Below are 26457 nucleotides of genomic sequence, written 5' to 3' on the forward strand. Positions count from 1 at the left end.
CTCATGCGCGCCCCGCCCCGGTGCCCTTCAGCTTCGACTCATCGAGTCCGTAGCTCAGCAGGAACGGAATGCTGAGCCCGAAGTACAACGCGGGCAACAGGGCGGCCGCATATCGTATGCCGTCGACAGCCAGCGCCGACTGTTGCGGCGCCTTGGATACGAAACCGTAGTAGGAAAGGACCCAACCCAGGATCGCCGGTGCGATCGCGAAAGCAAATTTCTCGACGATGCTGTAGAGACCCGAGAACACGCCTTCGCGGCGCAGTCCGGTGCGCCTGAAATCGAACTCGATCGTATCCGGCAACATCGACTGCCCCATCAACAGGAGACCCGCGGCGCTGAAGCCCTTGACGACTGCGCGCAGCAGGAAAAACCACAGCGGTTCGGCGGGCGATGCCAGCAGCCAGGACAGTGAGGCAAGTGCGAATATCACCGTCGCCACGAGGTAGGTGTTGCGCTTTTCAAAGCGCACCGATGTGCGCAGCCAGAACGGAATACTGATGATCTGCACGGCGGTCGAGGCGAGGCCGTAGTACAGCAGCCAGGTGCCGACATTCGGTCGATGCATCACGAACTGGATGATGAACAGGGCGACCGCGGTATTGGTCGCAAGGCCAAACAATTGCGTCAGCTTCACACCGAGCAGCGCCATGAACGGCCTGTTCCCGGCCAGCATGCGCAGCTGCTCCACGAAACCAATGCGTAGCGCACCGCGCTCGGTAAAACTCGCCTTGCGCGTAGCAAAGAAGGTGAGCCCCATGAAGAAGGCTACTGCACAACCGAGCAGGACGCCGAGCGTTGCGAATCCCTGCTCGCCGCCGCCGAACATCTCGACCAGCTTCTTGCCCGCCGCGCCGCCGGCGAGCGTGCCGATGCCGATGAAAAAGACCCGCCAGGACATCATGGCCGAGCGCTCGTTGTAGTTATCGACCATCTCGGCCGGCATGGCCATGTACGGCACGTTGAAGATCGTGTAGCCCGTGCCTATCAGGAGAATGATCAGTGCGGTCGCGGCGATCGAGTCGCGCCACGGTGCGACGCCCAGTGTGAACAACAATGCCACGGCAACGCCGGATACGAGTGCGCCGAGCAGGAGATAAGGCCGCCGCCGACCCATGGGCGTGCGGATCCGGTCGCTGATCACGCCCATCAGCGGGTTGAATATGACATCCCAGATCTTGCCGAGCAGGATGACCGTGCCGGCGAGCGCCGCCGCCATGCCCACGACGGTCGTCAGGTAATAGAGCGCAAGGAAGGAGAACGAATTGAGCACGAGCGAAGCGCCGAGCGTGCCTATCGCCCATCCGAGATGCATGCGCCAGCGAGTGCTGCCCGTCACCTTTCGATGCCCCCTGCGCCTGCCATTGTTCTGGGTGCGGCAGGTCGCTTGGCAGCTTACCCCAAGCCAGCGTTACCAGCCGGCGGAATCTGCGCCGGTGATTGCGCTTTGGTTGCGGGGGGAATCAGCCCTGCTGGGCCGTCGGCGCAGCCGGGGCGGCCAGCTGTTCGAGCGGAATCGGCGTACCGAAGGCATTGCCCTGCACGAAGTCGATGCCGAGCGCCTTGAGCCAGGTGCGGTCCTCGCGCGATTCCACGCGCTTGGCCACCGTGTGCATGCCGGTGACGCGCGCCATCTGGGCAATGCCGGCGATGATCGCCTGCTGTGCCTTGCTCTTGCGAAACTCGGGGCTGGTGAGGTTCGCGCTCAACTTGATCATGCGCGCGCCGCGCAGATTGAGCACGATGTCACTGCCTTCGTGGATCTCGAAATCATCGATCACGATGGGGCAGCCAGCGGCGGACAGCGTGCGCGCGACATGCGCAACGCGCTCCGGATGCTTGTACGCCTGCTCGCTCGCGATTTCGAAGGCGAGCATGCCTTTCGGCAACTTCGACTTCTCAAGGCACATCGCCACGAAGCGCAGGAAATTGTCATCGGCGATCGCGGTCGACGTCAGATTGACAGACAGGAGCAGCGGCTGCTGCCACGATGCGGGGTGGTTACGCAGCCAGGTGATCAGATCGACGACCACGCGCCGGTCGATCACCGTGCCGAGGCCCTTTTCGACCGCCGAGCGCAGCATCGCATGCGGCGCGACATCGGGCGCGAGCTCCGATTTCGAGCGCAGCAGCACTTCGTAGCGGCGGATGCGACTGCCTGCCGTGAGCGGCAACAAACGCTGCAGGTACAGCGCAAACGGCACCTTCATCAACGCGGCATAGTAACGATCGAGCGCCGGTGTCACCGGCGGACCCGCGGGTCTTGGCGCGCCGGCCTTGGCTTTCTCTTTCTCGGGCAGGACGAAGGCCGGTATCTTCATCGTCTGCGTGGCACGCACGCCGAGCTCGCCCGCGAAACTGCGCACGCTCGCCTTGAGCTCCGGGGCGATCCTGTCCGTGGAACCGATGCGCGGCACATTGCGCGTATCGACGATGAACATGACGAGGCCAACCAGGGAATCGTCAGCCTTGTCCGCGACGCGCACCAGCGCGGCGCAGCGACCATCGCCGAGGTCGTAATCGACCATGGCCGGCGCGTTCTGACCGGCGAATGCTTCCATGGCCGCGCGCACTGCGCTGTGCTCATCGGGCCCCATCGCGCCTTCGCTCAACCACAGGATGTCGCCCTGGTCATCATGCAGCGACAACGAATAGATGCGCACATCCGGCAGCGCAGCGATGGCTTCACGGCCGATCGCGGTCAGATTCTTCTCCGAGTGCTCGCCCTCGCCCATAGGCCCCGCTTGCAGCAATTCATGGCGCGGTTTGACATAAACCGCTCCCCGATTTACCGCTTAATCATCAACCAGTTGCGCCTGGACAAACGTGATTAAGGTCAATGTCCACACCGCCAAAGGAGGACAAACCTGCACAAACCGCAGGCTGCATCACGGATTCCCTGGTGGCGCTACCACTCGCCGACGTTCGGCATGGAGGCCCAGGGCTCGGCTTTCGGCAATGCCTCGCCGCGCTGCAGCAGTTCGATCGAAATGCCGTCGGGGGAGCGAACGAAAGCCATGCGGCCATCGCGCGGCGGCCGAAGGATCTTCACACCATGGTCGGCGAGGCGCTGGCAGTGCGCATAGATGTCGTCAACTGCATAGGCGACGTGTCCGAAATTGCGGCCACCGCCATAGACCTCGTCGTCCCAGTTGTAGGTGAGTTCGATTTGCGCCTGCTCATCGCCCGGCGCGCACAGGAACACCAGCGTGAATCGTCCCTGCGACACATCACGGCGCGAATGCTCGATGAGTCCGAGAGCGGTGCAATAGAAACGCAACGAGGCATCAAGGTCGCGAACCCGGACCATCGTGTGCAGGTATTTCACTCAGAACATCTCCGACGGACCGGGCGCCTTGATATCGACGGCGGTGCGCGAGCGGATGTGCTCGCCGGTGACCATCTCGTCGTAGCTCTGACCCGGCCCGACCATCGGATAGACGCCGGCATCGGGATCGATGAGCACTTCGAGGAAGGCGGGTCCCGGGAAGTTGACGAATTCGGCGATCGTTGCCGGCACGTCTGCCTTGCGATCCAGGCGGCGCGCGAAAGCGAAACCATCGGCCTCCGCCGCGCGAACGAAATCCTTCTTGTGTAGCGATTTGTCGCTGGCCGACATGCGACCTTCGAAATAGAGCTTTTGCCACTGCCGCACCATGCCGTCGCCGAAATTGTTCAGCACCAGCACCTTGATGGGAAGGTCGTAGGTGGTCACGGTTTCAAGCTCGCCGAGATTCATGCGCACGCTCGCGTCGCCATCGATATCGATGACGAGTCCGCCCGGCACCGCGAATTGCGCGCCGATCGCCGCCGGCAGACCGAAGCCCATGGTGCCCATGCTGCCTGAGGTCAACCACTGGCGCGGACCGCGAAAATCGCAGTATTGCGCGGCCCACATCTGGTGCTGGCCGACGCCGGTCGTGATGATCGCCGCACCGCCCGTCAGCCGGTTGATCTCCTCGATGACGTAATAGGGCTGGATCAAAGTGCTGTCGCGGTCGTAGTTCATCGCATGGTCACGACGCAACTGCGCCAGATGCGCAAGCCATTCCGGATCGCTGCGCGGTGTGCCGAGTTCGCGACCTTTCGCGGTCAGCATGCCGAGCGCCTGGGCGAGATCGCCGACATGCGCCCAGTCGACTGCCTTGACCTTGTTGATTTCCGCCCGATCGATATCAAGATGAGCGATTCGCCGCGCATTCGGTGCAAAGCGGGCGGGTGCACCGGCCACCCGATCGTCGAAGCGCGCGCCGATGGCGATCAGAAAGTCGCAGTCCTCGACAGCGTAATTGGCAAAGGCCGCGCCATGCATGCCGAGCATGCGCATCGACAAAGGATGGGTCGTGTCGATGGCACCAATGCCCATCAATGTGGTTACCACCGGCAGATCGAAGCTGGTGACGAATTCGCGCAGGGTCTCGCAGGCACCGGCCTGGATGACGCCACCGCCCGCGTAGACGAGCGGCCGCCTGGACTCCTGCAGCATGGCGAGGAGCTGGCGTGCGGCGCTGTCGGTCAGGTGGTTCTGGTCAAGTTCACGCAGGCGCGCCCGATAGCCCGGCAGGGGCAGTTGCCCGCCGCCTGCGAAAATCCCGCGCCAGTTCTGCACGTCCTTGGGTATGTCGACCACGACGGGGCCGGGGCGGCCGGTTCGCGCAACCTCAAACGCGCTGCGCAAGGTCGCTTCGAGGCGCGCCGGATCGGTGACCAGGAAGACATGCTTGGCGATGGCGCCCATCAGCGCCGCAACGGGTGCCTCCTGGAACGCGTCACTGCCGATGGCAGCGGTCGGCACCTGGCCGCAGATCACCACGATGGGGATGGAATCGGCCATGCAATCGCGTACCGGCGTGACGGTGTTGGTCGCGCCCGGTCCGGAGGTGACGAGGCAGACACCCACACGCCCGCTGGCGCGCGCATAGCCCGCCGCCATGAACGCCGCGCCCTGCTCGTTGGCGGGCACGATCATGCGCATGGGCGGGCGCGGCTGTGCGCCCGGCGGCACCGCGTTGTGACGAAAGACGGCGTCATAGGTAGGCAGGATCGCGCCGCCGCTGTAGCCGAAAACGGTGTCGACGCCCTCGTCCGCAAGGACCTGCACGATGATTTCGGCACCGCTCATCGCCGCTCCGGCCTGCGGATGTTTGCTGCTCTCTACGGCAGTGGACGGTTTGTTCATGGTCTCGACAGGATGGCGGATTGCCGGCAATTGCCGGGAATGGAGAGCCTAGCAGTTCGCTGCCTGTGCGCCAAAGCGGGCCGCTCGGAAGCGCCGCGGCAATGGTTTATGCTGGCCGCGATGGCAACTGATTGGGCACCATGCGGCATATCATCGGCATTGTTCTGCAAAACGAGTCCGGCGCGCTCAGCCGGGTGACGGGGCTGTTCTCGACCCGCGGCTACAACATCGAATCATTGTCTGTCGCACCGACCAACGATCCGACTGTCTCACGCATTACGCTGGTGACCACCGGCCCCGACGCGGTCATCCGCCAGATCGTCGCGCAGCTAATGAAGCTGGTCGACGTGGTTGCCGTCAACGACATGACCGAGGGCGATCACCTGGAGCGGGAGCTGGTCCTGCTGCGCCTCAGGCTGGACCCGATGGCGAGCGACGCTGTCCGCGGCTTCGTGGTCCGCGCCGGTGGACGGGTCCTCGACCCGGCTCCCGAGGGCTTCATCGTCGAACTGACGGCGAGCGAAGCGGAGGTCAACGAGTTCGTTCGGCACCTCGCCAAGGGGCCGACGGAAATCCTGGAAATCGCCCGCAGCGGTGCGCTGGGGATCTCCCGCCAACTCCGGCCGATGCGCGCCGTGCGCCGCCAGCCGGGGTGATTGATTTACTATTGATACAATAATAGACTTGCCTCTATAATTGTTTAAGTAGTATGTCAATAAGGCCCTCGAGCCGGTTCCCGGATTGTGCCACCGGCACATGCTAGGATCGCGCCGCGCTGTCGCTTGTTGCGCGTTAAGAGGACGTTCATATGCGCTCCGTATGCTCATCGGGCATGAACCGCCCAATGCTGATTGCACCTTTCATCCTGTTGCTCGCCGCCTGCGGCAACAACAGCCCGTCCCCCAGGGACTCTGCGGCCCCGGCAGCCGATGTACCCACCGAAGCGCCTGCGGAGGCGCCGGCGCCAGCGGAAACGACACCGCCCATGGAGGACCAGGCGTCCGCCGAACTCGAAGCGCGCGAGAGCGAGATCGCTGCGCGGGAGGCCGAACTGGCCGAACGCGAAGCCGCACTGGCCGCGCAACAGGCAGCCGCCAACAAGCCGAAGCCGGTCGCCAAGGCGCCCCGGCCGGCAACCGCGCCGGCGGCTCCACGTGCACCGGCGGCTCCACCGCCCCCGCCCGCACCAGTGACCGTCGCCGTCGGGACGCAGCTGCCCATTGAAGTCACGGCTGCCGTGTCGACCAAGACCTCCACGGTGGGCGATCGCATCGAGGGCAAGCTTGCGAGCGACGTACTGGTCGACGGCAAGACCGCACTGCGCGCCGGCGAAATCGTGCAGGGCTCGGTGACGGAAGTGGTGTCCGGCAGCAAGAAGATCGGTGGCGTGCCAACGCTCGGCATCAGCTTCGACAAACTGGTGCTGACCGACGGCAAGACCATCGCCCTGAACGGCCGCCTGGTCCAGCAGGGCAAGAGCGAAACCGGCCGCGATGCCGCCAAGATCGCAGGCGGCGTGCTGGTCGGAGCCGTTGTCGGTCACCAGATCGACGATGACAAGGGCAAGGTGATCGGCGGCATCCTGGGCGGTGCGGCCGGCGCGCTCATCGCCAAGAAGACCGGCGGCGACGTGACCCTGGAGCCGGGCACCGTGCTTACGGTCGAGCTGACCTCGCCGATCGAAGTCATCCCTGCAGCGCGCTGAGCGCTGCACGGATCTCGCGCGGGATTTCAGTGGCCGCGCGGCTGGCGCGGTCGACGTACACGTGTACGAAGCGGCCGACCGCGACGGCGGCCGCTTCCCCAGCGCGAAATACGCCTAGCCGATAAATGATGCTGCTGCGCCCGATACGCTCGAGCGCGATACCGACTTCGATCGCATCCGGGAACGACAGCGGTGCGAAATATCGGCAGCGTGTCTCCACCACCAAACCGATTGCAGGCAGCTCGCGTATGTCGCGGGCGCACTGCGCCATCAACCAGCCATTGACCGCGGTGTCGAAATACGAGTAGTAGATGACGTTGTTGATGTGGCCGTAATGGTCATTGTCCATCCAGCGGCTGGACAGGCTGCGAAAGACGGGAAATTCCGCACGCTGGGCCGGCTTCAGTTCATCATCTGACATTTGCGAGTGTGTGCGCCATGAAAATACGCGGAGCCATTCTAACCACGATTGGCGCAGAAAAGCCCTATGCCCGCTCGCGACCTCTTGAGATCGGCGAGCTCGAGCTCGATCCGCCAGGACGCAACGAAGTGCTGGTGCGCCTCCACGCAGCGGGCCTTTGTCATTCCGACCTGTCGGTGATCGACGGCAATCGCCCGCGGCCCGTGCCGATGCTGCTCGGTCATGAGGCGGCCGGCGTGGTCCTGGAAATCGGCCAGGGTGTCGACGATCTGGCGGTCGGTGATCACGTGGTGGCTGTCTTCGTCCCCAGCTGTCGCAGCTGTGCGCCCTGTGTCACGGGCCGTCCGGCGCTGTGCGAGCCGGCGTTCGCGAGCAACAGTGCGGGCACGCTGTTGCACGGTGACAGGCGGCTGCACGCAGCAGGCAAGCCCGTCAATCATCATCTCGGTGTCTCCGCCTTCGCGAGCCACGCCGTTCTGGCGCGCGAGTCACTGGTGCGCATCGACAAGGATCTGCCACTCGAACAGGCCGCCCTGTTCGGGTGCGCCGTCATCACCGGAGTCGGTGCGGTCATCAATACCGCCGCATTGCCCGAGGGCGCGCGCGTCGCCGTCATCGGCCTGGGCGGCGTCGGGCTCGCCGCATTGCTCGGCGCACGCCTGCGCAATCCGCGCCAACTGCTGGCGGTCGATTTTGCGGGACCCAAGCTCGATCTGGCGCGCAAGCTCGGCGCCACGGCCACCATCGATGTCAGCGCGAGCGAGGCCCTCGAGCAGCTGCGGCAACTGACCGATGGCGGTGTGGATTTCGCCTTCGAGATGGCCGGCGCCGTAGCGGCGCTGGATTTTGCGTGGCGTGCGACGCGGCGCGGCGGCACCACGGTAACCGCCGGCCTCAACCATCCCGACGCCCGATTGTCGCTGTCGCCGCTGACACTGGTCGCCGAGGAACGCACCTTGAAAGGCAGCTATCTCGGCAGCTGCGATCCTGCGCGCGATGTGCCGCGCTACGTCGATTGGTTCCGGCAAGGCCGCCTGCCCGTCGATGCGCTGATGGGCGAAACCCTCGGCCTCGAAGACCTGAACGGCGCGTTCGACCGCTTGGCAAGCGGCCAGATGTTGCGGCAAGTCGTCGTCCTGTAGCCACTGCGGCGGGCGATCCGTCACGATTCCGGGCCGGTTGGTCACGCATGAGCGACTTTGGTCCACCGATCGTGGCGCCAATGCCAGTGCGGGCGCATAACTTGCGCCGATGGAAAGCCTAGCCCCGATCTTGCACAGGGCCGCCGAAGATTCCGCGCCGCAACTATTGCGCATCGGCGAGTGGCTGCTCACCGCCGGCGGCGGCCACGGCGCCCTGCCACGCAACGGTACCCTTTACATCGAGGCCACGCGGGGACCACTACTCGTATGTCTCGGCGATCGCGTGCTGCGTCTCGACGAGGACTGCTACGCCCTCTGCGCGGCGCCTCGGCTGGTGGCACTGCGGAGCCCGCGCGGCAATGCGCGCAGCAGCTGCTTGGTCGTCGCGCACCCGGTTGATTCGGCGCGTTTCGAACCCTGCTGCGGACTGCACCTGCGCATGGGTGCCAGCGCGCATATTGCGGGCTACCTGCTGCGTGAACTGCGCAGCGGCAGCGGTGCCGGCGAATGGTACGGCGAGCAGATCGATTTCCTGTTCGAGCGATTGGCGCGCGAAGTCGCGGCGCGGCGCGCGACACTGCGGTCATTGCCCCTCACGCGCCTTCGCAATGGCGATGAACTGTTGCGGCGGATCCAGCGCGCCACCGATCACATACTCGGTTGCTACGAGGAATCGCTGAGTCTCGCGACTATCGCTGCCGAGGCGCAATTGTCGCGCGATTACTTTGCGCGCTTCTTCCGGCAGGTGCACGGCGAGACGCCGTACGAGTTCCTTCGCCGCAAGCGCGCGCTTGCGGCGAAGCGCATGCTCGCAACGACCAGCCTCTCGGTCGCGGAGATCGCCCGGCGCGCGGGATTCGACGGTCGCTCAACGCTCGCGCGCAATATCCGGCTGTTCGAGGGACGAACCGCGACCTCCCTGCGTCGCGTCGGCCTGCGCCCCGGGAGCGGTCGCGCCCGCGCCACCTCGGCGGAGCTCCCCTAGGGCAGGAGCAGGCTTGCACCCGTGGTGCGACGGGACTCGAGATCCTCGTGGGCTTGCGTCACCTGCGCCAGCGGGTAGCGATGGCCGACGCGCACCCGCAGCTCGCGACGGCCGAGCAGCGCGAAAAGTTCGCGTGCCCCGCGCGCGAGGTCCGTGGGTTTCGCAATGAAGTGAAACAACGACGGCCGCGCCAGCATGATCGAACCGCGGCGCATCAGTTCGAGGGGCGAGATGGCGGGAGGCGGTCCCGAAGCATTGCCATAGCTCACCATCAGACCAAGGGGCGCGAGGCAATCGAGCGATGCCATGAAAGTATCCTTGCCGACGGAGTCGTATACGACGCGCGCGCCCTGGCCACCGGTCAGTTGGCGCAGTGCCGCGGGCCAGTCCTGATCGCGGCTCAGCAACACGTGCCGGCAGCCATTGCGCCTTGCGGCGGCCACCTTGCCCTCATCGCCGACGAGGCCGATGACCCGGGCACCCAGGTGGCGTGCCCATTGACACAGGAGGCTCCCGACGCCGCCTGCCGCCGCGTGCACGAGCACGAAGTCGCCGCGCTCGAGGCGAATCAGCCGGCGCAACAGGACCCAGGCCGTGAGTCCCTTCAGCATGATCGCAGCAGCGTCGCGATCGCGAACGGCACGCGGTAAACGCAGCACCTGGCTTGCCGGTAGCACACGCTCATCGCAGTAGGCGCCCGGCGTTGCATGCACGTAGGCAATGCGGTCACCGACACGCAAACTCCTGACGCCCGGACCCAACTGCGTCACGACACCTGCGGCCTCGTGGCCGAGCACGGCGGGCAGCGTCAGCGGATAGAGTCCGCGACGTTGATAGATATCGATGAAATTGAGTCCGATGGCGGTATGGCGAATCCGTACTTCGCCGCGCTGTGGCGCAGGAAGATCAATGCAATCGATCGCAAGCTGGCTCGCCGCGCCGGTGGCGCGAAGCACGACGGCGCGAGTCTTCACAATGCCGACTCGTCGGTCTCGCCGGTGCGGATGCGAAGCACGCGCTCGATGTCGGTGATGAAGATCTTGCCGTCGCCGACCTTGCCAGTCTTGGCGGCTTTCAACACGGCGTCGACGACCTGTTCGGCGACGTCTTCGCGTACTGCCACTTCGATACGGGTCTTGGGTACGAAATCGACCACGTATTCGGCGCCGCGATACAGTTCCGTGTGACCGCGTTGTCGGCCGAATCCCTTGACTTCGGTTACGGTCATGCCGGAGACGCCGATTTCCGCGAGCGCCGCGCGTACATCGTCGAGCTTGAACGGTTTGATGATGGCGGTGATCAGTTTCATGCGAAGACCCCGACTTGCGGGACGGTCACGGCGGCCGCCCTGCGGCTAGTTTACGGCGCTGGCACGGAACGGGCCAACGCGATTGCAGAACGCTCAATGCGTGGCCGCGAGGGGCGCTGGTCGCGCGAGGTCTGGGTAGCGACCCAGCCGTGCAATCATCAACGCGGATATCGCAAACAGCGCCACATAGAGCCACAGGATGGCGCCATGCGAGCCGCTGCGATCGAATGCCAGAGCGGTGAAATACGGCGCTGTGCCCGAACCCAGCGTCCAGCCGGCGTACATCCATCCGTAGATCGTGGCATAGGCTCGCGTACCGAAATAGCGGGTGATGAGGTAGGCCACGACGTCGAGCTCGGCACCGGCGGCAAGCCCAAGGAGCACCGCGCCGAGCTGGGCTGATGTGCCGGTCGCGCCGGAGGCGAGCAGACCGACTCCAACGATCGGGCAAAGCAGGATGGCGGCGGCGACATGCGGCGCGAACAGCCGATCCATCAGCATGCCGGCAAATGCGCGGCCGACGATCAGCGACAGGCCGAGTGCGCCCTGGGTAGCGGCGGCTTCGTTTGCCGTAATGCCGCGCGCCCGCAAAATGGGCACGAGCTGCAGCATGACACCGCCGATTGCGAATGCGAGCGCGACGAAGGCCGCGAGCATCAGCCAGAAGCGGCGCTGCTGCAATGTCTGGCTGGCAGTGAATCCGATGAGCGCCCTGCCCGGGTCGGTAACCTGCGTCGTTTGCGGCGCGGCTTCACCGTCAACCGCGAGTCCGCGCGCATCCGGCGTATCGTGCAGGAGCCAGAGCACGATCGGCAATGTCACGACGAGGGACAGGGCGCCGAGGCCGACATAAGCGCTGCGCCAGCCGACTTCGTTGATCAGGAATTGAGTGAGCGAGGAAATGACCGCGCCGCCGATGCCAATGCCGGCAAGCGCTGCGCCGAAGGCCTGGCCGCGGCGCTTGTCGAACCAGCGCGCAATCACCCGCGAATAGGCGATCGAAGATGTGCCGGCACCGATGATCGGCACGAGCGCGAACACGGCGTAGAAATGCCACAGGTTGCCGGTAAGGAAATAGAGCGACATCAGTGCGAGCGCAAACAGGACGATGCTGATGATCGCGAATCGCCGCACGCCATGGCGGTCGAACAGATGACCGATCGCAACCGACGAGAGCACGGTCACGATGGTGCCGATCGTCAATACGAGCGCATAGGAGCGCTGCGACCAGCCGAACTCCCGGGTGACAGGACCCTGGAATATGCTCACCGCAAATAAGTTAACGGAGGCGATGCCGGTCGCGAGCCCTACCATGACGGCGAAGACGATGCCGCGCGAATCGCGCGGCAGGGGCGCCAGCACCAGGGCTGCGATTGCCACCGCGAGCACGGCATTGCGCCACAGCGGTGCGACGAAGAACGCGGCAGTGAAGGCGAGCGCCGCGAGCGCCAGGAAGCGCGGCGCAAATCTCAGCTGTGGTGGCATCTCAGTTGACATTAACCAACTGTGATCGGGCGCACAACTGCAGCGACTGCCAATGACGACAGCTCGCACTCGGGCGACAAATGAGGTGAACTGTCGATCTCGAGGTTTTGGCAGACCCCCATGGTCCAGACACCACATTGCAGGCAAGCGCTCGCTGGTCTCCTCCTCGCGTTCGTCGCAATGCATGCGCGTGCGGACCGGCTGGAATTTCGCGTCCTTTACGCCGAGCGCGTGGCGCCGATCGTCGGCACCCCGTCATCGCCCCGGCAATTGATTTTCGATGCCTATGGCCGGCGCTTCGATATCGAACTGCGACGCAACGCGTCTTTGAGCCGTCTGCCAGGTTCAGCCGCCGCCTGGCGCGGCGAAGTTGCGGGCATGGCAGGGTCCTGGGTGCGCCTGACCGAGACCTCGCAGGGTCTCGCGGGCCTCATATTCGACGGCAGCGATGTCTATGCCGTCGAACCGGACAGCGTGCTCGATCGCCTGATGGTCGACGGCAGCGCGCTCAGAAAGGCGGCGCGCAATGCGGGCGCATCGATCTACCGGCTGCGCGATGCGCTGCTGATCGACATGGCCGGTCATTGCGGTGCCCAGACCCCGGTTGCCGCGGCTGCGACCGGTCTCGATGCCTGGCAGGCACTGCAGCAGGAACTGCAGCCGCTCACGGCCAACGCCACGGCGAGCCAGGCGTTGCGACTTGGCGCACTCGCCGACCCGGAATTATTCGACCGTTTCGGCAACGACCTCGACGCCCAGGTGCTGGCGCGACTGAACATCGTCGACGGCATCTTCTCCTCGCAGGTGGGCGTGGCCATCGAGCTCGACCAGCTCACCGTCTTCAATACCGGCAACAATCCCTTCACCAGCAATGCATCCGACACGTTGCTGAACCAGGTGCGCAGCTACCGCAACGGCACGCCGGCCGAGCGGGCGCGCGGGCTCACGCATCTGTTCACCGGCCGCGATCTGGACGGTGATACCGTGGGCGTCGCCTATGTCGGCAGTCTGTGCAGCAGCTTCTCGGCCGGGCTGTCCGAGGGCTGGCGCAGCACGACCAACGCGGCGCTCATCGCCGCACACGAGATCGGTCATGTCTTCGGCGCGCCACACGATGGCGAGGCCGGCAGTGCCTGCGAGAGCACGCCGCAGACTTTCCTGATGGCGCCGCGTTTGAATGGCAGCGATCAGTTCTCCTCATGCAGCCTCACCCAGATTCAGCCCGTCGTCGCATCGGCTGCCTGCCTCGTGACACCGGCGAATGCCGACGTCGCGCTCACCAGCAACGCGACCAGCGTGCAACAGACCAACGGCAACAATTTCACCCATACGCTGACCGTCACCGCCACGGGAAGCCTCGCCAGCAACAATGTCTCTGTGCACGTGAATGTGCCCGCCTTGCTGAGACTGGATGGCGCCACCTTGGCCGGCTCGAGCTGCACGATCGGTGGCAATACGGCCGACTGCTCTGTGGCAACGCTCGCGCCCGGAGCGTCGCAATCCTTGCAGTTGACCCTTGCGGCGCAGTCCACGGGCAACGATGTCCTGACCGCGACGGCGAGCGCCGACAGCGACAGCAATGCCGGCAACAATTCGATTTCGGTCAATGTGTCGATCACGGCCGTGGCACCGCCGAGCGGCGGCAGCAATTCGGGCGGCGGTGGCGGCGGTGGCGGCGGGACGGTGGATCTGTTGAGCGTGCTCGCCGGCATGGTGGCATTGGCCGCATCGTGGCGGCACCGTCGAACTCACCTTAGAATATTCCACGAATAGCAGCCACCCCGGCTGCCGCGGATAGATCATCATGCGTCCAAGTGCTGCGCGCGTTGCCGCCCTGCTGTTGCTTATCGTGCAGTTTGCAGCCGTTGGCGCACATGGCGGAGAGCCAGCAATGTATGCAATCGCAATACACGGCGGTGCCGGAACCCTGCCGCGCGCGCAAATGACGGCCGAGCGCGAAGCCGCTTATCGCGACGGCCTCGCGAGCGCCCTCGGGCAGGCCAGCGCCTTGCTCGCAAGCGGCGGCGCAAGCCTCGATGCCGTAGCCCTGGCGGTGCGGATACTCGAAGACAACCCGCTGTTCAATGCCGGCCGCGGGGCCGTATTCACGCATGAGGGCACCGTAGAGCTCGACGCATCGATCATGGACGGCGCGACATTGCGCGCCGGCGCGATCGCGGGCGTGCGCCATGTGCGCAACCCGATCGATCTGGCTCGCGCCGTCATGGACAAGTCACCCCATGTCATGCTGATCGGCGAAGGCGCCGAGGAGTTCGCGCTCACGCAGGGCATGGCCCTGGTGCCGAACGACTATTTCTACACGCCGGCGCGACGCGCCCAGCTCGAGCGGGTCCTGCAGGGCAGGTTGCAACCGGAAAATGAACTGTCCGCGCTTGGCACCGTGGGCGCCGTTGCGCTCGACAGCCAGGGCAATCTGGCGGCGGCGACCTCGACCGGCGGCATGACCAACAAGCGCTATGGCCGCGTCGGCGACTCGCCCATCATCGGCGCCGGAACCTATGCCGACAACGCGGGCTGCGCCGTGTCGGCGACGGGTCATGGCGAGTACTTCATCCGGGCGGTCGTCGCCTACGACATCTGCGCGCGCAAGCGCTACACCCGCGAATCGCTCGCCGCGGCCGCGCACCAGGTGATCATGCAGCGCTTACCGGCGATGGGCGGCGAAGGCGGCATCATCGCTGTCGACCGCGACGGCAACGTCGTGATGGAATTCAACAGCGAAGGAATGTTTCGCGCAGCGCAACGCGCGGGCTCCGCCGCCGAAATCGCTATCTACCGGGATTGAGGATCAGCTGGCGGCGCGGCGTATGCCGACACCTGCCGGGGCCGTCGCTGCCGGACTGCGGCTGGCCTTGGCGTGGCGGTCCCGACCTTCGTCCTTGGCGCGGTAGAGTGCCTCGTCAGCCTGGCGCAATGCGGCCTCGAATGTCGATTCGCGGGCATTGCGAATGCATACGAAGCCGACGCTCACGGTGACGCAGGGCCGGGTCGGCGAATCGACATGCGGAATCTTCAAATCGCGCACGGCCTCCACCAGTGCGAGCGCGGTTTCATCGCCATAGCGTGCGTCCGCGCCTGGCAACACGACGATGAGTTCCTCGCCGCCGTAGCGCGCCACGAGGTCGAACGGCCTGCGCCGCGCGGCCCTGCGTACCGCGGTTGCCACGTCGCGCAGACAACCGTCGCCGGCCTGATGACCGTAGCGATCGTTAAAGGCCTTGAAGTGATCGATATCGAGGAGCAGCACGGTCACCGCCTGCCCCTCGCGCGCGAGTTGATCCCACAACGTGCGCACCTGCAGCTCGAACGCGCCGCGGTTCTGCAGTCCGGTGAGACCATCATGCGTCGCCACCTCGCGCAGCAGACGGCGTTCGAGGAAATTGAGGCGATTCGCCCGCTCCAGAGCATAGGAGCCAGCGCCTGCGAAGAGATTGGCGCAGAACTGCACGAACAGGATGTAGCCGGCGATGGCCGGCGGGACGTAACCGATCGCCGCGGCCGCCGCGAACGACAGCATGAAAATGAGATTGACGGCGAGCGCGATCAGAAACGGCAGGCCGAGCATGAAGTAGAAGAAGAAAGAGACCAGCACGATACGGGCCGCTATCAACGCCGCATGCAGGTCGCTCGCGTTCGCCACCATGGTGACGTGACCAAGCGCAAACAGCGGCGCGCCGACATAGATGACGGGCCAGTACCAGCGATAGAGCCGCGGCGAGGTGAGCACGAGGCAGGCGAGCACGATGGGCAACTGCAGGCCGAAGCGCGCAATCGTCGGCCCGATGCGCATGCTCTCGGTCACCGACAACAGCGCGTGGTCGAGCCAGGAGAAGCCGATCACCGTGACCAGGGCGAGAAAGATGTTCAGGCGGATGCCGCTGCGCAATTCGTCGCGGTGGGCAGCGAGGAATTCCGCCTCCAGGGGACCATCGAAGCGCAGCAGGTGAAAGCCGCGGCGCGATGTGCGCTCGAGCTGTTGCCTGGCAGGCAGCAGACGCTCGCCCGACGCGCCGTCGGTGCCGGTCCACAGTCGAGCGTCGTTCACCCCTCGCAGCCTGTCAGCCCGGCCGCGCCGTCAAAGCCCGGACGTACTCTTGCGGATATCCTGCTCGGCCTTGATGCGTGTCAGCCACACCTGGAAGGGATCCCAGCCGTCGGCGTGCTTCGCGACCGGCAGGGAACGGGGATGCGCCACGGCATCCGGCAGGTAGTCTTCATTGGCCGCAGCGGCAGACGAGCGAACCGCAAGCCTCACAGGCTCGGTTGGTTTTTTGGCTTTCATGTTCGGACCCCTGAATCCGACCCAATTCCCTTTGCAACGTGACGTAGTGTAGGGGTTTGCCGGTTAAAAGGACATGACGCCGAAGTGAAAAAATCGCGACAGTGGATATGTCAAATTTTGTGGCGTGAATCCAACTCAGCCCTGTAATAGTGCTGCAGGAAGTCCTCGAAACTGCCGCGATCGTCCGCTTCCATCCGGGCCTGGCGCGCCAGCGACGCGCGGGACTCGGCCGCGAACTCAGCCAATCGAGCGGGGTTCACCGGGTAAATGTCGCGGAAATAGTCGCGATGGGCGATGGAAGTCCGCAGGGCAAGTTCGAAGAACGACTCATCGCTGCGCGCGAGCTCGGCCACCAGGCGGGCGGAGGGCAGGAGGCCGGGATCGGCCAGTTTGTTGCGCTGCACGGCCAGGGCGGCGGCGTAGGGTCGGCTGTCATCCCCCGCATCCAGCATTTCGCACAACCCCTGCATCTCATCCAGAAGCTCGCCGGCCCACGCAGCCGGCGACAACGCTTGATCGCCACGGCGCAAGCGCAATTTGGGATCGCGGCCATGGCGCGCAACCTGCAACTGGTTGGCATCCACGTCGCGTTGTGCCGAGGCGTCGAGCGGCGGACTGTCCTTCAGTACGCAAAGTGCCAGCAAGGCCTCGATGAAGCGCAGCTTGTTCTGGTTGACGCCGACCGGATCGAAAGGGCTGACATCGAGCGCGCGCACTTCGACATACTCCACGCCGCGCGAGCGCAAGGCCGTCGTCGGGCTCTCGCCCGATTTGGTCACACGCTTCGGGCGGATGTAGCTGTAGTACTCGTTCTCTATTTGCAGGATGTTGGTCGTCAATTGTCGGTATTCGCCGTCGACCTTTACGCCGATCTTCTCGTAGGGCGGATACGGAGTCGCGACGACGCGCGACAGATCGCGCACGTACTCATCGAGGCTGTTGACCGACACCGTCACGCCCGATTGAGCCGGATTGCGGTAGCCGAGATCGCTCATGCGCAAACTGGTCGCATGTCGGGCGATGAACGTGCCACGGGTGAAAGGCTCGAGACCATGATCGCTCATGCCCGTAAGAAAGCTGCCGCAGACCACAGGCGAAACGCCGAACAGGTAAAGCACCAACCAGCCAAACCGCCGGTAATTCCTCAGCAAGGCAAAGTAACCGGCGGAGATGAAATCCTGGTCGGCGGCCGCACCTTCTGCGCCAGCCAGCACCTCCCAGAACGCGCGGGGAAAGGAGTAGTTGAAATGCACGCCCGATATGGCCTGCATCCTTCGCCCGTAACGCCAACCGAGGCCGCGCCGGTAGACGTGCTTCATCTGTCCGGCGTGTGAGCTGCCATAAACGGCGATGGGCACATCGTCGTCGCTTCGAATCCGGCACGGCATGCTGGCGGCCCACAGCAGCTCATCGCCGAGCGCCGAGTAGGAAAAGCGGTGCAGATCGGTGAGGAAGGCGATCAACTCCCAGGTCGTGTTGAAGGTCGGCGTCACCAGCTCGAGCAGCGCCTCGGAATAATCGGTCGTGATGTAGCGATTGGTCAGCGCCGAGCCGAGCGCCCGCGGATGGGGCGTCATTGCGATGAAGCCATCGGGTGTGACGCGCAGCGATTCCTTCTCGACGCCTTTCAATCCACCCTGCAGCACGCTGCCGGCGCCGGCGCTCGCGAGCGTCGCCAGCCTGCGTTGCAGGTTTCGATCGCCGGGGGCCGGGCTCACGATGGGCTACCAGCGCAACCGGCCGCTCAGCCAGTGCCAGAGCATGACGAAATCGCCACGCAGGCTGTAGAGCGGATGGCGGAAAGTCGCGGGACGGTTCTTCTCGAACATGAAGTGCCCAACCCAGGCGAAGGCATAGCCGATGAGCGGCCCCGCGAGGAACCATCGCCAATCGGCCCACAGCGCGGCCAGCGCCCAGCAGATAATGAACAACAGCGTTCCTACGAGATGCAGGCGGCGCGAACGCTGGTCGCTGTGTTCGGACATGTAGAAGGTGAAGAATTCATCAAAATTGGCGAAACGACGGCTCATGATCCGTCACTCGACAGTCGCTTGCGCAGGTCGGCCAGGAAGCGACGCACTCGTCGCGCGTTCGTCCCCGCATCGCCAAGGCCGACACGTGACTTGGATCGCAGATCGATCCGTGTGTATTCCCCGTCAGGTCGCGCACGCATGACGACATCGTCCTTGAAGCCGAAGAAGAAGGTGGTGTCGGTGGCTTCCAGGCGACCAGCCGCATCATCGCGCGCGACCACATCCCAGTCGAGCTCGCCGGCAAGATCGGCGGCAGCGTTCATCACCTCCGGCAGGGTTGCACGCAATTGCAGGGGCTCGACGTCGGGATACGCGGCTCGCTGCGCCGCGGGCACATCGAGCGCCGCGCCGCGAACCATGACTTCGCGCACATACCCGGGCGGATTGACGGCCTGGTCACGTGCGCGCTCGGCGATGAGCGCCGCGAACTGCGGCGGGTCGTCGAGGTCCGTCGAGATTTCGTGAATCGGCGGCACGCTGGTGCCGCGTTGGATCCAGCCGAGCAGATAGCCCACCAGCGCGAGCGCCGCGACGATCGCGAGCGCGGCACCGCCACGGTTGATCGCGATCTGGCGTTGCTGCGCGATGAGAAAGGCAATGATGGCCGCGAGCGCACCCAGCAGCAGAAGCGCCAGGCCGACACCGAGTGCCATCAACGCGGGCGCGAAACCGAGCCAACCCAGCCGATGCGATGGGCCGGACAGGGCCGCGACCAACGCGCCGAGCAGGAGGCAGCCGATGCCGAAACGCAGCATGCGCTGCGGCCATGACGGTCGCGACAGCGAGGGGTAGGAATGGCCTTTCACGTGAGTGGCTTGCGATGCCCTGGCAGGAACAGAGCGGCATCTTGCCGAATGCGCCCTGCCCGTGGCAATACGCCATGCCGGCATCGCATTCATTGTGTGTTCAGCGTTTTCGCGCTAGCTTCTGCCCATGAGGCGCGTCCTGGCACTGCTCGTCGTGACCCTGCTCGGGTCGGCGCCTGCATTCGCATTCCGCTGCGGCTCGCGCCTGGTACACGAGGGCGACACCCGCGCCGAAGTCATAGCCAAGTGCGGCGAACCGGCAGACGTCGTGGCGCGCAGTGTCTGGCGACAGCCGATCCTGTGGTTTCATGGACGACCCTTCCAGGTGGGCAACGATCTGATCGAAGTACCGGTCGAGACCTGGACCTACAATCTCGGACCCAATCGACTGATGCGCATAGTGCGATTCGAAGACGGTCTGGTCGTCGACATCGATACCGGCGGTTACGGCTACCGTTGATGGCCGACGCACCGATCCTGCGCGCAATCGCGCCGGGTGATGATGCCGCGATCGCCCATGTGATCCGCACGGTGATGCCGGAGTTCGGCGCGGAAGGTCCAGGCTACGCCATCAACGACGCCGAAGTCGCCACCATGAGCAGTGCCTATGGTGCGCCCCGCCACCGCTACTACGTGATCGAACTCGATGGCACGGTCATGGGCGGCGCCGGCATTGCACCGCTGGCGGGCGCCGATCAGGATACCTGCGAGCTGCGCAAAATGTACTTCCTGCCGCGGTTGCGGGGCCTGGGGCTCGGCTCGAAACTGCTGCAGACCTGTCTCGATGCAGCACGCGAGCTGCACTATCAGCGCTGCTACCTCGAAACGCTTGCGCGCATGGACGCCGCCCAGGCGTTGTACCGCAAATTCGGCTTTCGTCGCATCGCGGCACCGCGCGGTGCGACCGGTCATTTCTCCTGCGATGCCTGGTACGAGCTCGAACTGACGCCACGATCCGGCTGAGCTTCGGGAGTTGCGCGCACACCCGCGGCGACCCGACGGTAACGCAACAGCAACAATAGTGCGCACACGGCGAGACCCGCGATCAAACCCCACCAGACGCCGCGCGGGCCATGGCCAAAGTGGATACCCGCGAGCCAGGCGCAGGGAAACCCGATCAACCAGTATGAAATGACGTTGATGAGCATTGGAATCCTGGCATCGCGGAAACCGCGCAACGCCCCCGCAGCGCCGACCTGCGCGCCATCGACGATCTGGAACACGGCCGCGAGCAACAGTAGTTGCGCTGCCAGCGCAACGACCTCGGCATCATCGCTGTAAAGTGCCGCGATCGGGTAGCGCCACAACGTCAGCACGACGGCCGATGCTGCCATCAACGCGACGCAGAGACGGATTCCTGACCAGCCGGCCTCGGCGGCAGCCAGCCACTCGCCGCGACCGGCGCGATGACCGACATGTATGGTCGTTGCCGAATGCACGGCGAGCGGCACCATGAACATGATCGATGCAAAATTGATCGCGATCGCGTGGCCGGACATCTGCCGGGCGCCCAGGGTCCCGACCAGCAACGCAGCTGCAGAGAACAACGCGCCCTCGGCGAGCAGGGATCCCGCGATAGGCAGACCGAGCCGCAGGATTTCCAGGAGCTCACGGCGCCTGGGCAATTCGAATCGCTCGAGCAAGCGGTATGGCGCGAACATCGCCGCACGGCGCAGGTAAAACCACATACCCAGGAAAACCAGCCACTGGCTCAGGGCACTCGCCAGGCCGCAGCCGAGTGCGCCCATCGCCGGGGCACCGAACTTGCCGTACATGAGGACATAGTTTCCGAATATGTTGAGCACGAGGGTAACAAGCGCTGCATACATGATGGGACGGGTGCGCCCCAACCCCTCGGCGCTGAAGCGCAACGCGAGGTAGGCGAACAGCGCGGGCAGTCCCAGGGCCAGCATGCGCAGGTAGCCGCCGGCGAGCTCCCGGATTCGCGGCTCGATGCCGATGCGCTCGAGCACCGGTGCGTTGCCGAGGAATGGCAACAGCGCGAGAAGTGCGAACATGGCGGCGAGCCAGATGCCCTGGCGCAGCAGGGCGCCGGCGCGCAGGTCCTCGCCCGCGCCATAGGCGTGCGCGACGAGCGGCGACAACGCCATCAGGAGCCCCAGGCCCGCGATATAGACCACCATTGCGTAGCTGGCGCCGACCGCAACCGCTGCCAGGTCGTTTGCACCGAGGCGGCCGGCCATGATCGTGTCCGCCGTGGTAACCCCGATGGTCGCCAGATTGTTGACGAGAATGGGCCAGGCGTAACGCAGGATCGAACGCAGATTGCTATCGGAGGGCAGCAAGCTCGATGCGTCGCGGATTCGTTTCGTCTGGTTCATGGCGTGCGGCCGGTGGGCGTGGCATTCTAAGGCCATCGATTCCTGTTTCGGAGTGCCTATACATGCTGGTCGGCTCTTCTACACGCCGCGTTGCCATCGTGGGCGGCGCGCGTATCCCGTTCGCGCGCGGCTACACCGCCTATTCGCGAGTCGGCAATCAGGCCATGCTGACGGCAGCGCTGCGGGCGCTCGTGGAAAAATACGGCCTCGCCGGCAAACGCTTGGGTGATGTCATCGCCGGTGCCGTAATGAAGCACTCGCGCGACTTCAACCTGACGCGAGAAGCGTTGTTATCGACGGGACTGGACCCGCAGACACCAGGTCTCGACGTGCAGCGCGCCTGCGGCACGAGCCTGGAGGCCGCCATACTCATCGCCAACAAGATTGCGCTCGGCCAGATCGAGTGCGGTATCGCCGGCGGCGTCGACTCGGTGAGCGATCCTCCGGTCGTATATCCGCGCAGCTACCAGCAGTTGTTGCTCGAGGCGCATCGCGGCCGCAGCGCCTGGCAGCGCCTGCGGCCATTTTTCAAGCTGCGGCCAAAACATTTTCGTCCCGTGTTGCCGGGCGTGCAGGAGCCGCGCACGGGCCTGTCGATGGGCGAGAGCTGCGAACTGATGGTCAAGAACTGGAAGATCACCCGCGACGAACAAGACCGGCTCGCGCTCGCCAGCCATCAAAACGCCGCACGCGCCTGGAGCGAGGGGTTCTACAGCGACCTGGTTTTCGAGTTCGAAGGCCTGAAGGCCGACAACAACGTACGTGCCGACTCGAACATCGAGCAACTGGCGCGCCTCAAGCCGGTTTTCGACCGCTCGTCCTCCGGCACGCTCACCGCGGGTAACAGTACGCCGCTGACAGACGGCGCGTCCGCCGTGCTGCTCGGCACCGATGACTGGGCGAAGCGCAACAACCTGCCGGTGCTCGCATACTTGAGCTATGGCAAGCAAGCCGCCGTCGACTTCGCATCCGGTCACGAAGGACTGCTGATGGCACCGGCCTATTCGGTGCCGGCGATGCTCGATGACGCGGGGCTCACATTGCAGGACTTCGATTACTACGAGATTCACGAAGCCTTCGCCGGCCAGGTGCTGTGCACACTCAAGGCCTGGGAATCGGAAGACTTCTGCCGCACACGGCTCGGTCGCGACCGGGCGCTCGGTTCGATCAATCGCGAGCGACTCAATGTCAAAGGCGGCAGTGTTGCCATCGGTCACCCCTTCGCGGCCACCGGCGCGCGCATTGTCGCCACCCTGGCGAAGATCCTGGCGGGCGACTCGTCGGCGAAACGCGGCCTGATTTCCGTGTGTACGGCGGGCGGCATGGGTGTCACCGCCATCATCGAACGCTAGGCGGCAGGCTCATGGGCGAGTTCACAACCCTGATGGCACGCGACGGACACGAGTTCTCCGCCTATCTGGCGCCAGCCACTGGCGCGGCGCAGGGCGCGATCGTGGTGTTGCAGGAGATTTTCGGGGTTAACTCGCATATCCGCGCCGTAACCGATGGTTTTGCGCGCCAGGGCTATGTCGCGATCGCCCCGGCATTCTTCGATCGCGTGAGGCGCGGCATCGAGCTCGGCTACGGCGAGGCCCAGATCCAGGAGGGTCGCGGCTACGCCATGCAGCTCGCGACGGACAAGGTCATGCTGGATCTCGGCGCTGCCATCGCCGTGACACGGCATGCGGGACCTGTCGCCGTTGTGGGATATTGCTGGGGCGGAACCATGGCCTACGTGGCTGCCTGTCGCGCGCCGATCGCCTGCGCTGTCTCTTATTATGGTGCGCGCATCGGCGAATTCCTCGGCGAGGCGCCGCGCTGCCCCATCATGTATCACTTCGGTGCGAAGGATGCGCATATCCCCACCGAGAAAATCGACGCGATCCGCGCCACCCGCCCCGAAGGCGAAATTCACGTCTATCCGGCCGGCCACGGTTTCAATTGCTCGGAGCGGGGCGATTTCGATCGCGACAGCGCAACACTCGCGCTGGAGCGGAGTCTCGAATTCATACGCAACAACATGCGTCGCAAGGGCAAGCCCGCGGCGAGTGCCGAGGACGAGGACGAGTAATGCAGATCAAGGACCCGGCGCTGCTGCGCCAGCAATGCTACATCGACGGCTCATGGCGCGATGCCGCCGGCGGCGACAAGCTGACCATCAACAATCCCGCAAGTGGCGCTCCCCTGGGAAGCGTCCCGCAGCTGTCCGCGCCCGAGACCGATGCGGTCATCGCCGCGGCCGCTCGCGCGCAGCCTGCCTGGGCTGCCCGGACCGCCAAGGATCGCGCCAATGTGCTGCGCCGCTGGTTCGAACTGATGATGGCCAATGCCGACGATCTGGCGACCATCATGACGGCCGAACAGGGCAAGCCGTTGGCCGAGGCGCGTGGCGAGGTCGCCTATGCGGCGGCATTCGTCGAATGGTTTGCCGAAGAAGGCAAACGCATCTACGGCGACATCATCCCGGCGCATCAACCCGACAAGCGCATCCTGGTGTTGCGCCAGCCGATCGGCGTGGTGGCAGCCATTACGCCATGGAATTTCCCGGCGGCGATGATCACCCGCAAAGCCGCGCCGGCACTGGCCGCCGGCTGCAGTTTCGTCTGCAAACCGGCGGAGCAGACGCCGTTCTCCGCGCTCGCCATGGCCGAACTTGCGGCGCGTGCTGGCGTACCGGCGGGCGTGTTCAATGTCATTACCGGCGATGCCGCGACAATAGGTGGCGCTCTCACCGCGAGCTCCACCGTTCGCAAGCTGTCGTTCACAGGCTCCACCGCAATTGGTAAATTGCTGATGGCGCAGTGCGCGGGCACGGTCAAGAAATTGTCGCTCGAGCTCGGCGGTAACGCGCCATTTATCGTCTTCGACGATGCCGATCTCGATGCCGCGGTCGAGGGCGCGATTGCCAGCAAGTATCGCAACACAGGGCAGACCTGCGTGTGCGCGAACCGGTTGTTGGTGCAGGCCGGAGTATACGAGCGTTTCGCAGCGAAACTGGTCGCCGCGGTCGAAAAACTGCGCGTTGGTGACGGCCTCAAGGGCGCAACCGACCAGGGCCCGCTGATCGATGGCGATGCGCTTGCGAAAGTGGAGGAACACATCGCTGATGCGCTCGCCAAGGGCGCGAAGGTGGCTACCGGCGGGCGGCGTCACGAACTCGGCGGCACGTTCTACCAGCCCACGGTGCTCACCCATGTCACGCCCGAGATGCGCGTCGCGCGCGAAGAGACCTTCGGGCCCGTCGCGCCGTTGTTTCGCTTTGCAAGCGAGGATGAAGCGATGGCGCTCGCCAACGACACGGAGTTCGGCCTGGCGGCATACTTCTATACTCGCGACCTCGCCCGCTCCTGGCGTGTCCAGGAGCGCCTCGAATACGGCATCGTCGGAGTCAATACCGGCATCATCTCGACCGAAGTCGCCCCGTTCGGCGGCATCAAGGAATCAGGTATCGGCCGCGAAGGGTCGCGCTACGGTATCGACGATTACACCGAGATCAAGTACGTCTGCGTAGGCGGCATCTAGCCGCCGCATGCGTCCTTGCAGTGCATCGGGGGCGGCGGATCCGCGCGCGCTGATCGCGCTGCTGGCCGTATGCGGCGCACTCGGCCCGGTCGCGACCAACCTGTTCCTGCCGGCATTACCGCTCATACGTGAGCAGTTCGCGGTGACCGTCGCTGCCACCCAGACGACGGTCAGCTCCTTCCTCGTGGCCTACGCGTTCGCGACCCTGTTCACAGGTCCGATTGCCGAGCGATTCGGCCGCCGGCCGACAATCCTCAGCGGCGCAGCCATCTTCACCATGGGCTCGGCGCTGTGTGCCCTCGCCTCCTCGTTACCCGCATTGATCGCGGGGCGTGTCGTCCAGGCATTGGGCGCGGCGGCAACGCTCACCGGCTCGCGTACCGTCGTCGCCGACGTGTTCAGCGATCAGATGTTGCCGCGGATGATCGCGACGCTCACCATGACCATGGTCATCGCGACCGTTCTGACGCCCTGGGCCGGCGGTTACATCGCAGCGGCCTTCGGCTGGAAGGCAGGATTCTGGATGCTGCTCCTTGCCGGCACGCTGCTGCTCGTCGTTGCGCTTCGACGCCTGCCGGAGACGCGCCCTGGTGCAGGCGCCGGACATCGCATCGTTGCGATCCTGCTACGCAGCCGCCGGGCGTTGGCGGAGCGTGAGTTCGTCGTGACCCTGTGCCAGGCGAGCGCCATTTACGCGATCTTCCTGGTGTTGATCGCCTACGCACCCTATCTGATGCGTGATGTTTATGGTGGTGCCCTTGCCGATGTTGGACGCTATTACATTCTCATGTCGCTCGGGTACTTCGTCGGAAACTGGTTGATCTCCCGCGGGCGCATCAAGGCCGATGTGCGCAAGGTACTGCGCATTGCTTTGCTCATACAATTGCTCGGCGCGCTGGCATCGCTTGCGGTGGCCTTGGCGCCGCCCGGCCGACCGATCTGGTTGTTCGCGCCGCTATTGCCGATGGCCTTCGGGCAGGGACTCGCGCTGCCGCACCTGTCGGCGCGCGCCGTGTCGCCGGCACCCGGATTTGCGGGTCTTGCGAGCAGCCTGCTCGGGTTTGCCCAGCAGGCTACCGCGGCCGCAGCAGTCCAGGGCATGGGTTTTGCCCGAACCGACACCGCGGTACCGGTCATGCTCTTCTGCGTTGCCGTCTCGGGACTTGCGATGCTGGCGCTGCTGTTCACGCCGCGCTCGCGCGCGGCCCGTCTGGCGTAGTGCAAG

At 64.9% G+C, this 26457-nt stretch carries 26 protein-coding genes; 12 read left to right on the forward strand and 14 right to left on the reverse strand.

The annotated features are described in order from the left end of the window. Position 1: 1 nt before the first annotated feature. The 4 genes from R3E77_15715 to ilvB all read right to left on the reverse strand — a co-directional run bounded on the left by R3E77_15715 (position 2) and on the right by ilvB (position 5179). The gene (locus R3E77_15715; protein ID MEZ5500861.1) at positions 2–1339 is read right to left on the reverse strand and encodes an MFS transporter; all 1338 of its coding nucleotides are present in this window, start codon (positions 1337–1339) and stop codon (positions 2–4) included. 124 nt (positions 1340–1463) lie between these two features. Further along, positions 1464–2735 carry an EAL domain-containing protein gene (locus R3E77_15720; protein MEZ5500862.1) on the reverse strand — a complete coding sequence of 424 codons (1272 nt, stop codon included), beginning with the start codon at positions 2733–2735 and terminating at the stop codon, positions 1464–1466. Between the two features lie 173 nt (positions 2736–2908). Beyond that, positions 2909–3328 (reverse strand): VOC family protein, encoded by a 420-nt coding sequence (locus tag R3E77_15725; GenBank protein ID MEZ5500863.1) that lies wholly within the window; start codon positions 3326–3328, stop codon positions 2909–2911. After that, positions 3329–5179 carry a biosynthetic-type acetolactate synthase large subunit gene (ilvB, locus tag R3E77_15730; protein ID MEZ5500864.1) on the reverse strand — a complete coding sequence of 617 codons (1851 nt, stop codon included), beginning with the start codon at positions 5177–5179 and terminating at the stop codon, positions 3329–3331. Positions 5180–5319: 140 nt separating this feature from the next. On the opposite strand from ilvB, the gene ilvN reads away from it, so the two are divergent. Both ilvN and R3E77_15740 read left to right on the forward strand, forming a co-directional pair. After that, entirely contained in the window at positions 5320–5835 is a 516-nt protein-coding gene (gene ilvN, locus R3E77_15735; GenBank protein MEZ5500865.1) for an acetolactate synthase small subunit, read from the forward strand. Positions 5836–6011: 176 nt separating this feature from the next. Then, complete coding sequence (locus R3E77_15740) at positions 6012–6884, forward strand: glycine zipper 2TM domain-containing protein (GenBank protein MEZ5500866.1); 873 nt, start codon at positions 6012–6014, stop codon at positions 6882–6884. Here R3E77_15740 and R3E77_15745 read toward each other — a convergent pair. Continuing rightward, positions 6865–7305, reverse strand: a complete 441-nt coding sequence (locus R3E77_15745) for a thioesterase family protein (protein MEZ5500867.1) — start codon at positions 7303–7305, stop codon at positions 6865–6867. The two genes, R3E77_15740 and R3E77_15745, sit on opposite strands and share 20 nt — an antisense overlap. A gap of 17 nt (positions 7306–7322) precedes the next feature. Here R3E77_15745 and R3E77_15750 point away from each other — a divergent pair, with 17 nt between their 5' ends. Both R3E77_15750 and R3E77_15755 read left to right on the forward strand, forming a co-directional pair. Then, on the forward strand, positions 7323–8447 hold the full coding sequence (locus R3E77_15750; protein ID MEZ5500868.1) for a zinc-dependent alcohol dehydrogenase family protein: 1125 nt from the start codon (positions 7323–7325) through the stop codon (positions 8445–8447). Positions 8448–8556: 109 nt separating this feature from the next. Beyond that, complete coding sequence (locus R3E77_15755) at positions 8557–9432, forward strand: AraC family transcriptional regulator (GenBank protein MEZ5500869.1); 876 nt, start codon at positions 8557–8559, stop codon at positions 9430–9432. Here R3E77_15755 and R3E77_15760 read toward each other — a convergent pair. The 3 genes from R3E77_15760 to R3E77_15770 all read right to left on the reverse strand — a co-directional run bounded on the left by R3E77_15760 (position 9429) and on the right by R3E77_15770 (position 12238). Then, positions 9429–10406: a quinone oxidoreductase gene (locus tag R3E77_15760; protein MEZ5500870.1), complete on the reverse strand. Its 978-nt coding sequence runs from the start codon at positions 10404–10406 to the stop codon at positions 9429–9431. The two genes, R3E77_15755 and R3E77_15760, sit on opposite strands and share 4 nt — an antisense overlap. Continuing rightward, positions 10403–10741 (reverse strand): P-II family nitrogen regulator, encoded by a 339-nt coding sequence (locus tag R3E77_15765; protein ID MEZ5500871.1) that lies wholly within the window; start codon positions 10739–10741, stop codon positions 10403–10405. The genes R3E77_15760 and R3E77_15765 overlap by 4 nt, the downstream gene beginning before the upstream one ends. A gap of 93 nt (positions 10742–10834) precedes the next feature. After that, positions 10835–12238, reverse strand: a complete 1404-nt coding sequence (locus R3E77_15770; protein ID MEZ5500872.1) for an MFS transporter — start codon at positions 12236–12238, stop codon at positions 10835–10837. A gap of 108 nt (positions 12239–12346) precedes the next feature. Here R3E77_15770 and R3E77_15775 point away from each other — a divergent pair, with 108 nt between their 5' ends. Both R3E77_15775 and R3E77_15780 read left to right on the forward strand, forming a co-directional pair. Continuing rightward, entirely contained in the window at positions 12347–13999 is a 1653-nt protein-coding gene (locus R3E77_15775; GenBank protein ID MEZ5500873.1) for a M12 family metallo-peptidase, read from the forward strand. A 31-nt stretch (positions 14000–14030) separates the two neighbouring features. Beyond that, positions 14031–15032: an isoaspartyl peptidase/L-asparaginase gene (locus R3E77_15780; GenBank protein MEZ5500874.1), complete on the forward strand. Its 1002-nt coding sequence runs from the start codon at positions 14031–14033 to the stop codon at positions 15030–15032. A 3-nt stretch (positions 15033–15035) separates the two neighbouring features. Here the strand turns inward: R3E77_15780 and R3E77_15785 are convergent, their stop codons facing one another. From R3E77_15785 to R3E77_15805, 5 genes are all read right to left on the reverse strand, one after another. Continuing rightward, positions 15036–16292, reverse strand: coding sequence for a diguanylate cyclase (locus R3E77_15785; GenBank protein ID MEZ5500875.1), 1257 nt, complete (start codon positions 16290–16292; stop codon positions 15036–15038). A 30-nt stretch (positions 16293–16322) separates the two neighbouring features. Then, a complete protein-coding gene (locus tag R3E77_15790; GenBank protein MEZ5500876.1) occupies positions 16323–16529 on the reverse strand; it encodes a hypothetical protein in 207 nt (68 codons plus the stop codon). Between the two features lie 110 nt (positions 16530–16639). Continuing rightward, the gene (gene gshA, locus R3E77_15795) at positions 16640–18247 is read right to left on the reverse strand and encodes a glutamate--cysteine ligase (GenBank protein MEZ5500877.1); all 1608 of its coding nucleotides are present in this window, start codon (positions 18245–18247) and stop codon (positions 16640–16642) included. Positions 18248–18253: 6 nt separating this feature from the next. After that, positions 18254–18559 carry a DUF962 domain-containing protein gene (locus R3E77_15800; GenBank protein ID MEZ5500878.1) on the reverse strand — a complete coding sequence of 102 codons (306 nt, stop codon included), beginning with the start codon at positions 18557–18559 and terminating at the stop codon, positions 18254–18256. Continuing rightward, positions 18556–19368, reverse strand: coding sequence for a DUF1499 domain-containing protein (locus tag R3E77_15805; GenBank protein MEZ5500879.1), 813 nt, complete (start codon positions 19366–19368; stop codon positions 18556–18558). Before R3E77_15805 ends, R3E77_15800 begins: the two co-directional genes overlap by 4 nt. Positions 19369–19495: 127 nt before the next feature. Here R3E77_15805 and R3E77_15810 point away from each other — a divergent pair, with 127 nt between their 5' ends. Together R3E77_15810 and R3E77_15815 are read left to right on the forward strand one after the other, a co-directional pair. Beyond that, complete coding sequence (locus tag R3E77_15810) at positions 19496–19828, forward strand: DUF2845 domain-containing protein (GenBank protein MEZ5500880.1); 333 nt, start codon at positions 19496–19498, stop codon at positions 19826–19828. Then, positions 19828–20331 carry a GNAT family N-acetyltransferase gene (locus R3E77_15815; protein MEZ5500881.1) on the forward strand — a complete coding sequence of 168 codons (504 nt, stop codon included), beginning with the start codon at positions 19828–19830 and terminating at the stop codon, positions 20329–20331. Before R3E77_15810 ends, R3E77_15815 begins: the two co-directional genes overlap by 1 nt. Here the strand turns inward: R3E77_15815 and R3E77_15820 are convergent. Beyond that, positions 20277–21710 carry an MATE family efflux transporter gene (locus R3E77_15820; protein MEZ5500882.1) on the reverse strand — a complete coding sequence of 478 codons (1434 nt, stop codon included), beginning with the start codon at positions 21708–21710 and terminating at the stop codon, positions 20277–20279. The two genes, R3E77_15815 and R3E77_15820, sit on opposite strands and share 55 nt — an antisense overlap. Before the next feature lie 62 nt (positions 21711–21772). On the opposite strand from R3E77_15820, the gene R3E77_15825 reads away from it, so the two are divergent. From R3E77_15825 to R3E77_15840, 4 genes are read left to right on the forward strand one after another with little or no spacing between them, the layout of a single operon-like run. Further along, on the forward strand, positions 21773–23062 hold the full coding sequence (locus R3E77_15825) for an acetyl-CoA C-acetyltransferase (protein MEZ5500883.1): 1290 nt from the start codon (positions 21773–21775) through the stop codon (positions 23060–23062). 11 nt (positions 23063–23073) lie between these two features. Further along, positions 23074–23781: a dienelactone hydrolase family protein gene (locus R3E77_15830; GenBank protein ID MEZ5500884.1), complete on the forward strand. Its 708-nt coding sequence runs from the start codon at positions 23074–23076 to the stop codon at positions 23779–23781. Further along, positions 23781–25232, forward strand: a complete 1452-nt coding sequence (gabD, locus tag R3E77_15835) for an NADP-dependent succinate-semialdehyde dehydrogenase (protein ID MEZ5500885.1) — start codon at positions 23781–23783, stop codon at positions 25230–25232. Before R3E77_15830 ends, gabD begins: the two co-directional genes overlap by 1 nt. Positions 25233–25239: 7 nt before the next feature. After that, positions 25240–26451, forward strand: coding sequence for an MFS transporter (locus R3E77_15840; protein MEZ5500886.1), 1212 nt, complete (start codon positions 25240–25242; stop codon positions 26449–26451). Positions 26452–26457 lie beyond the last annotated feature (6 nt).

The organism is Steroidobacteraceae bacterium, from assembly GCA_041395505.1.
GTDB lineage: Bacteria > Pseudomonadota > Gammaproteobacteria > Steroidobacterales > Steroidobacteraceae > JAWLAG01.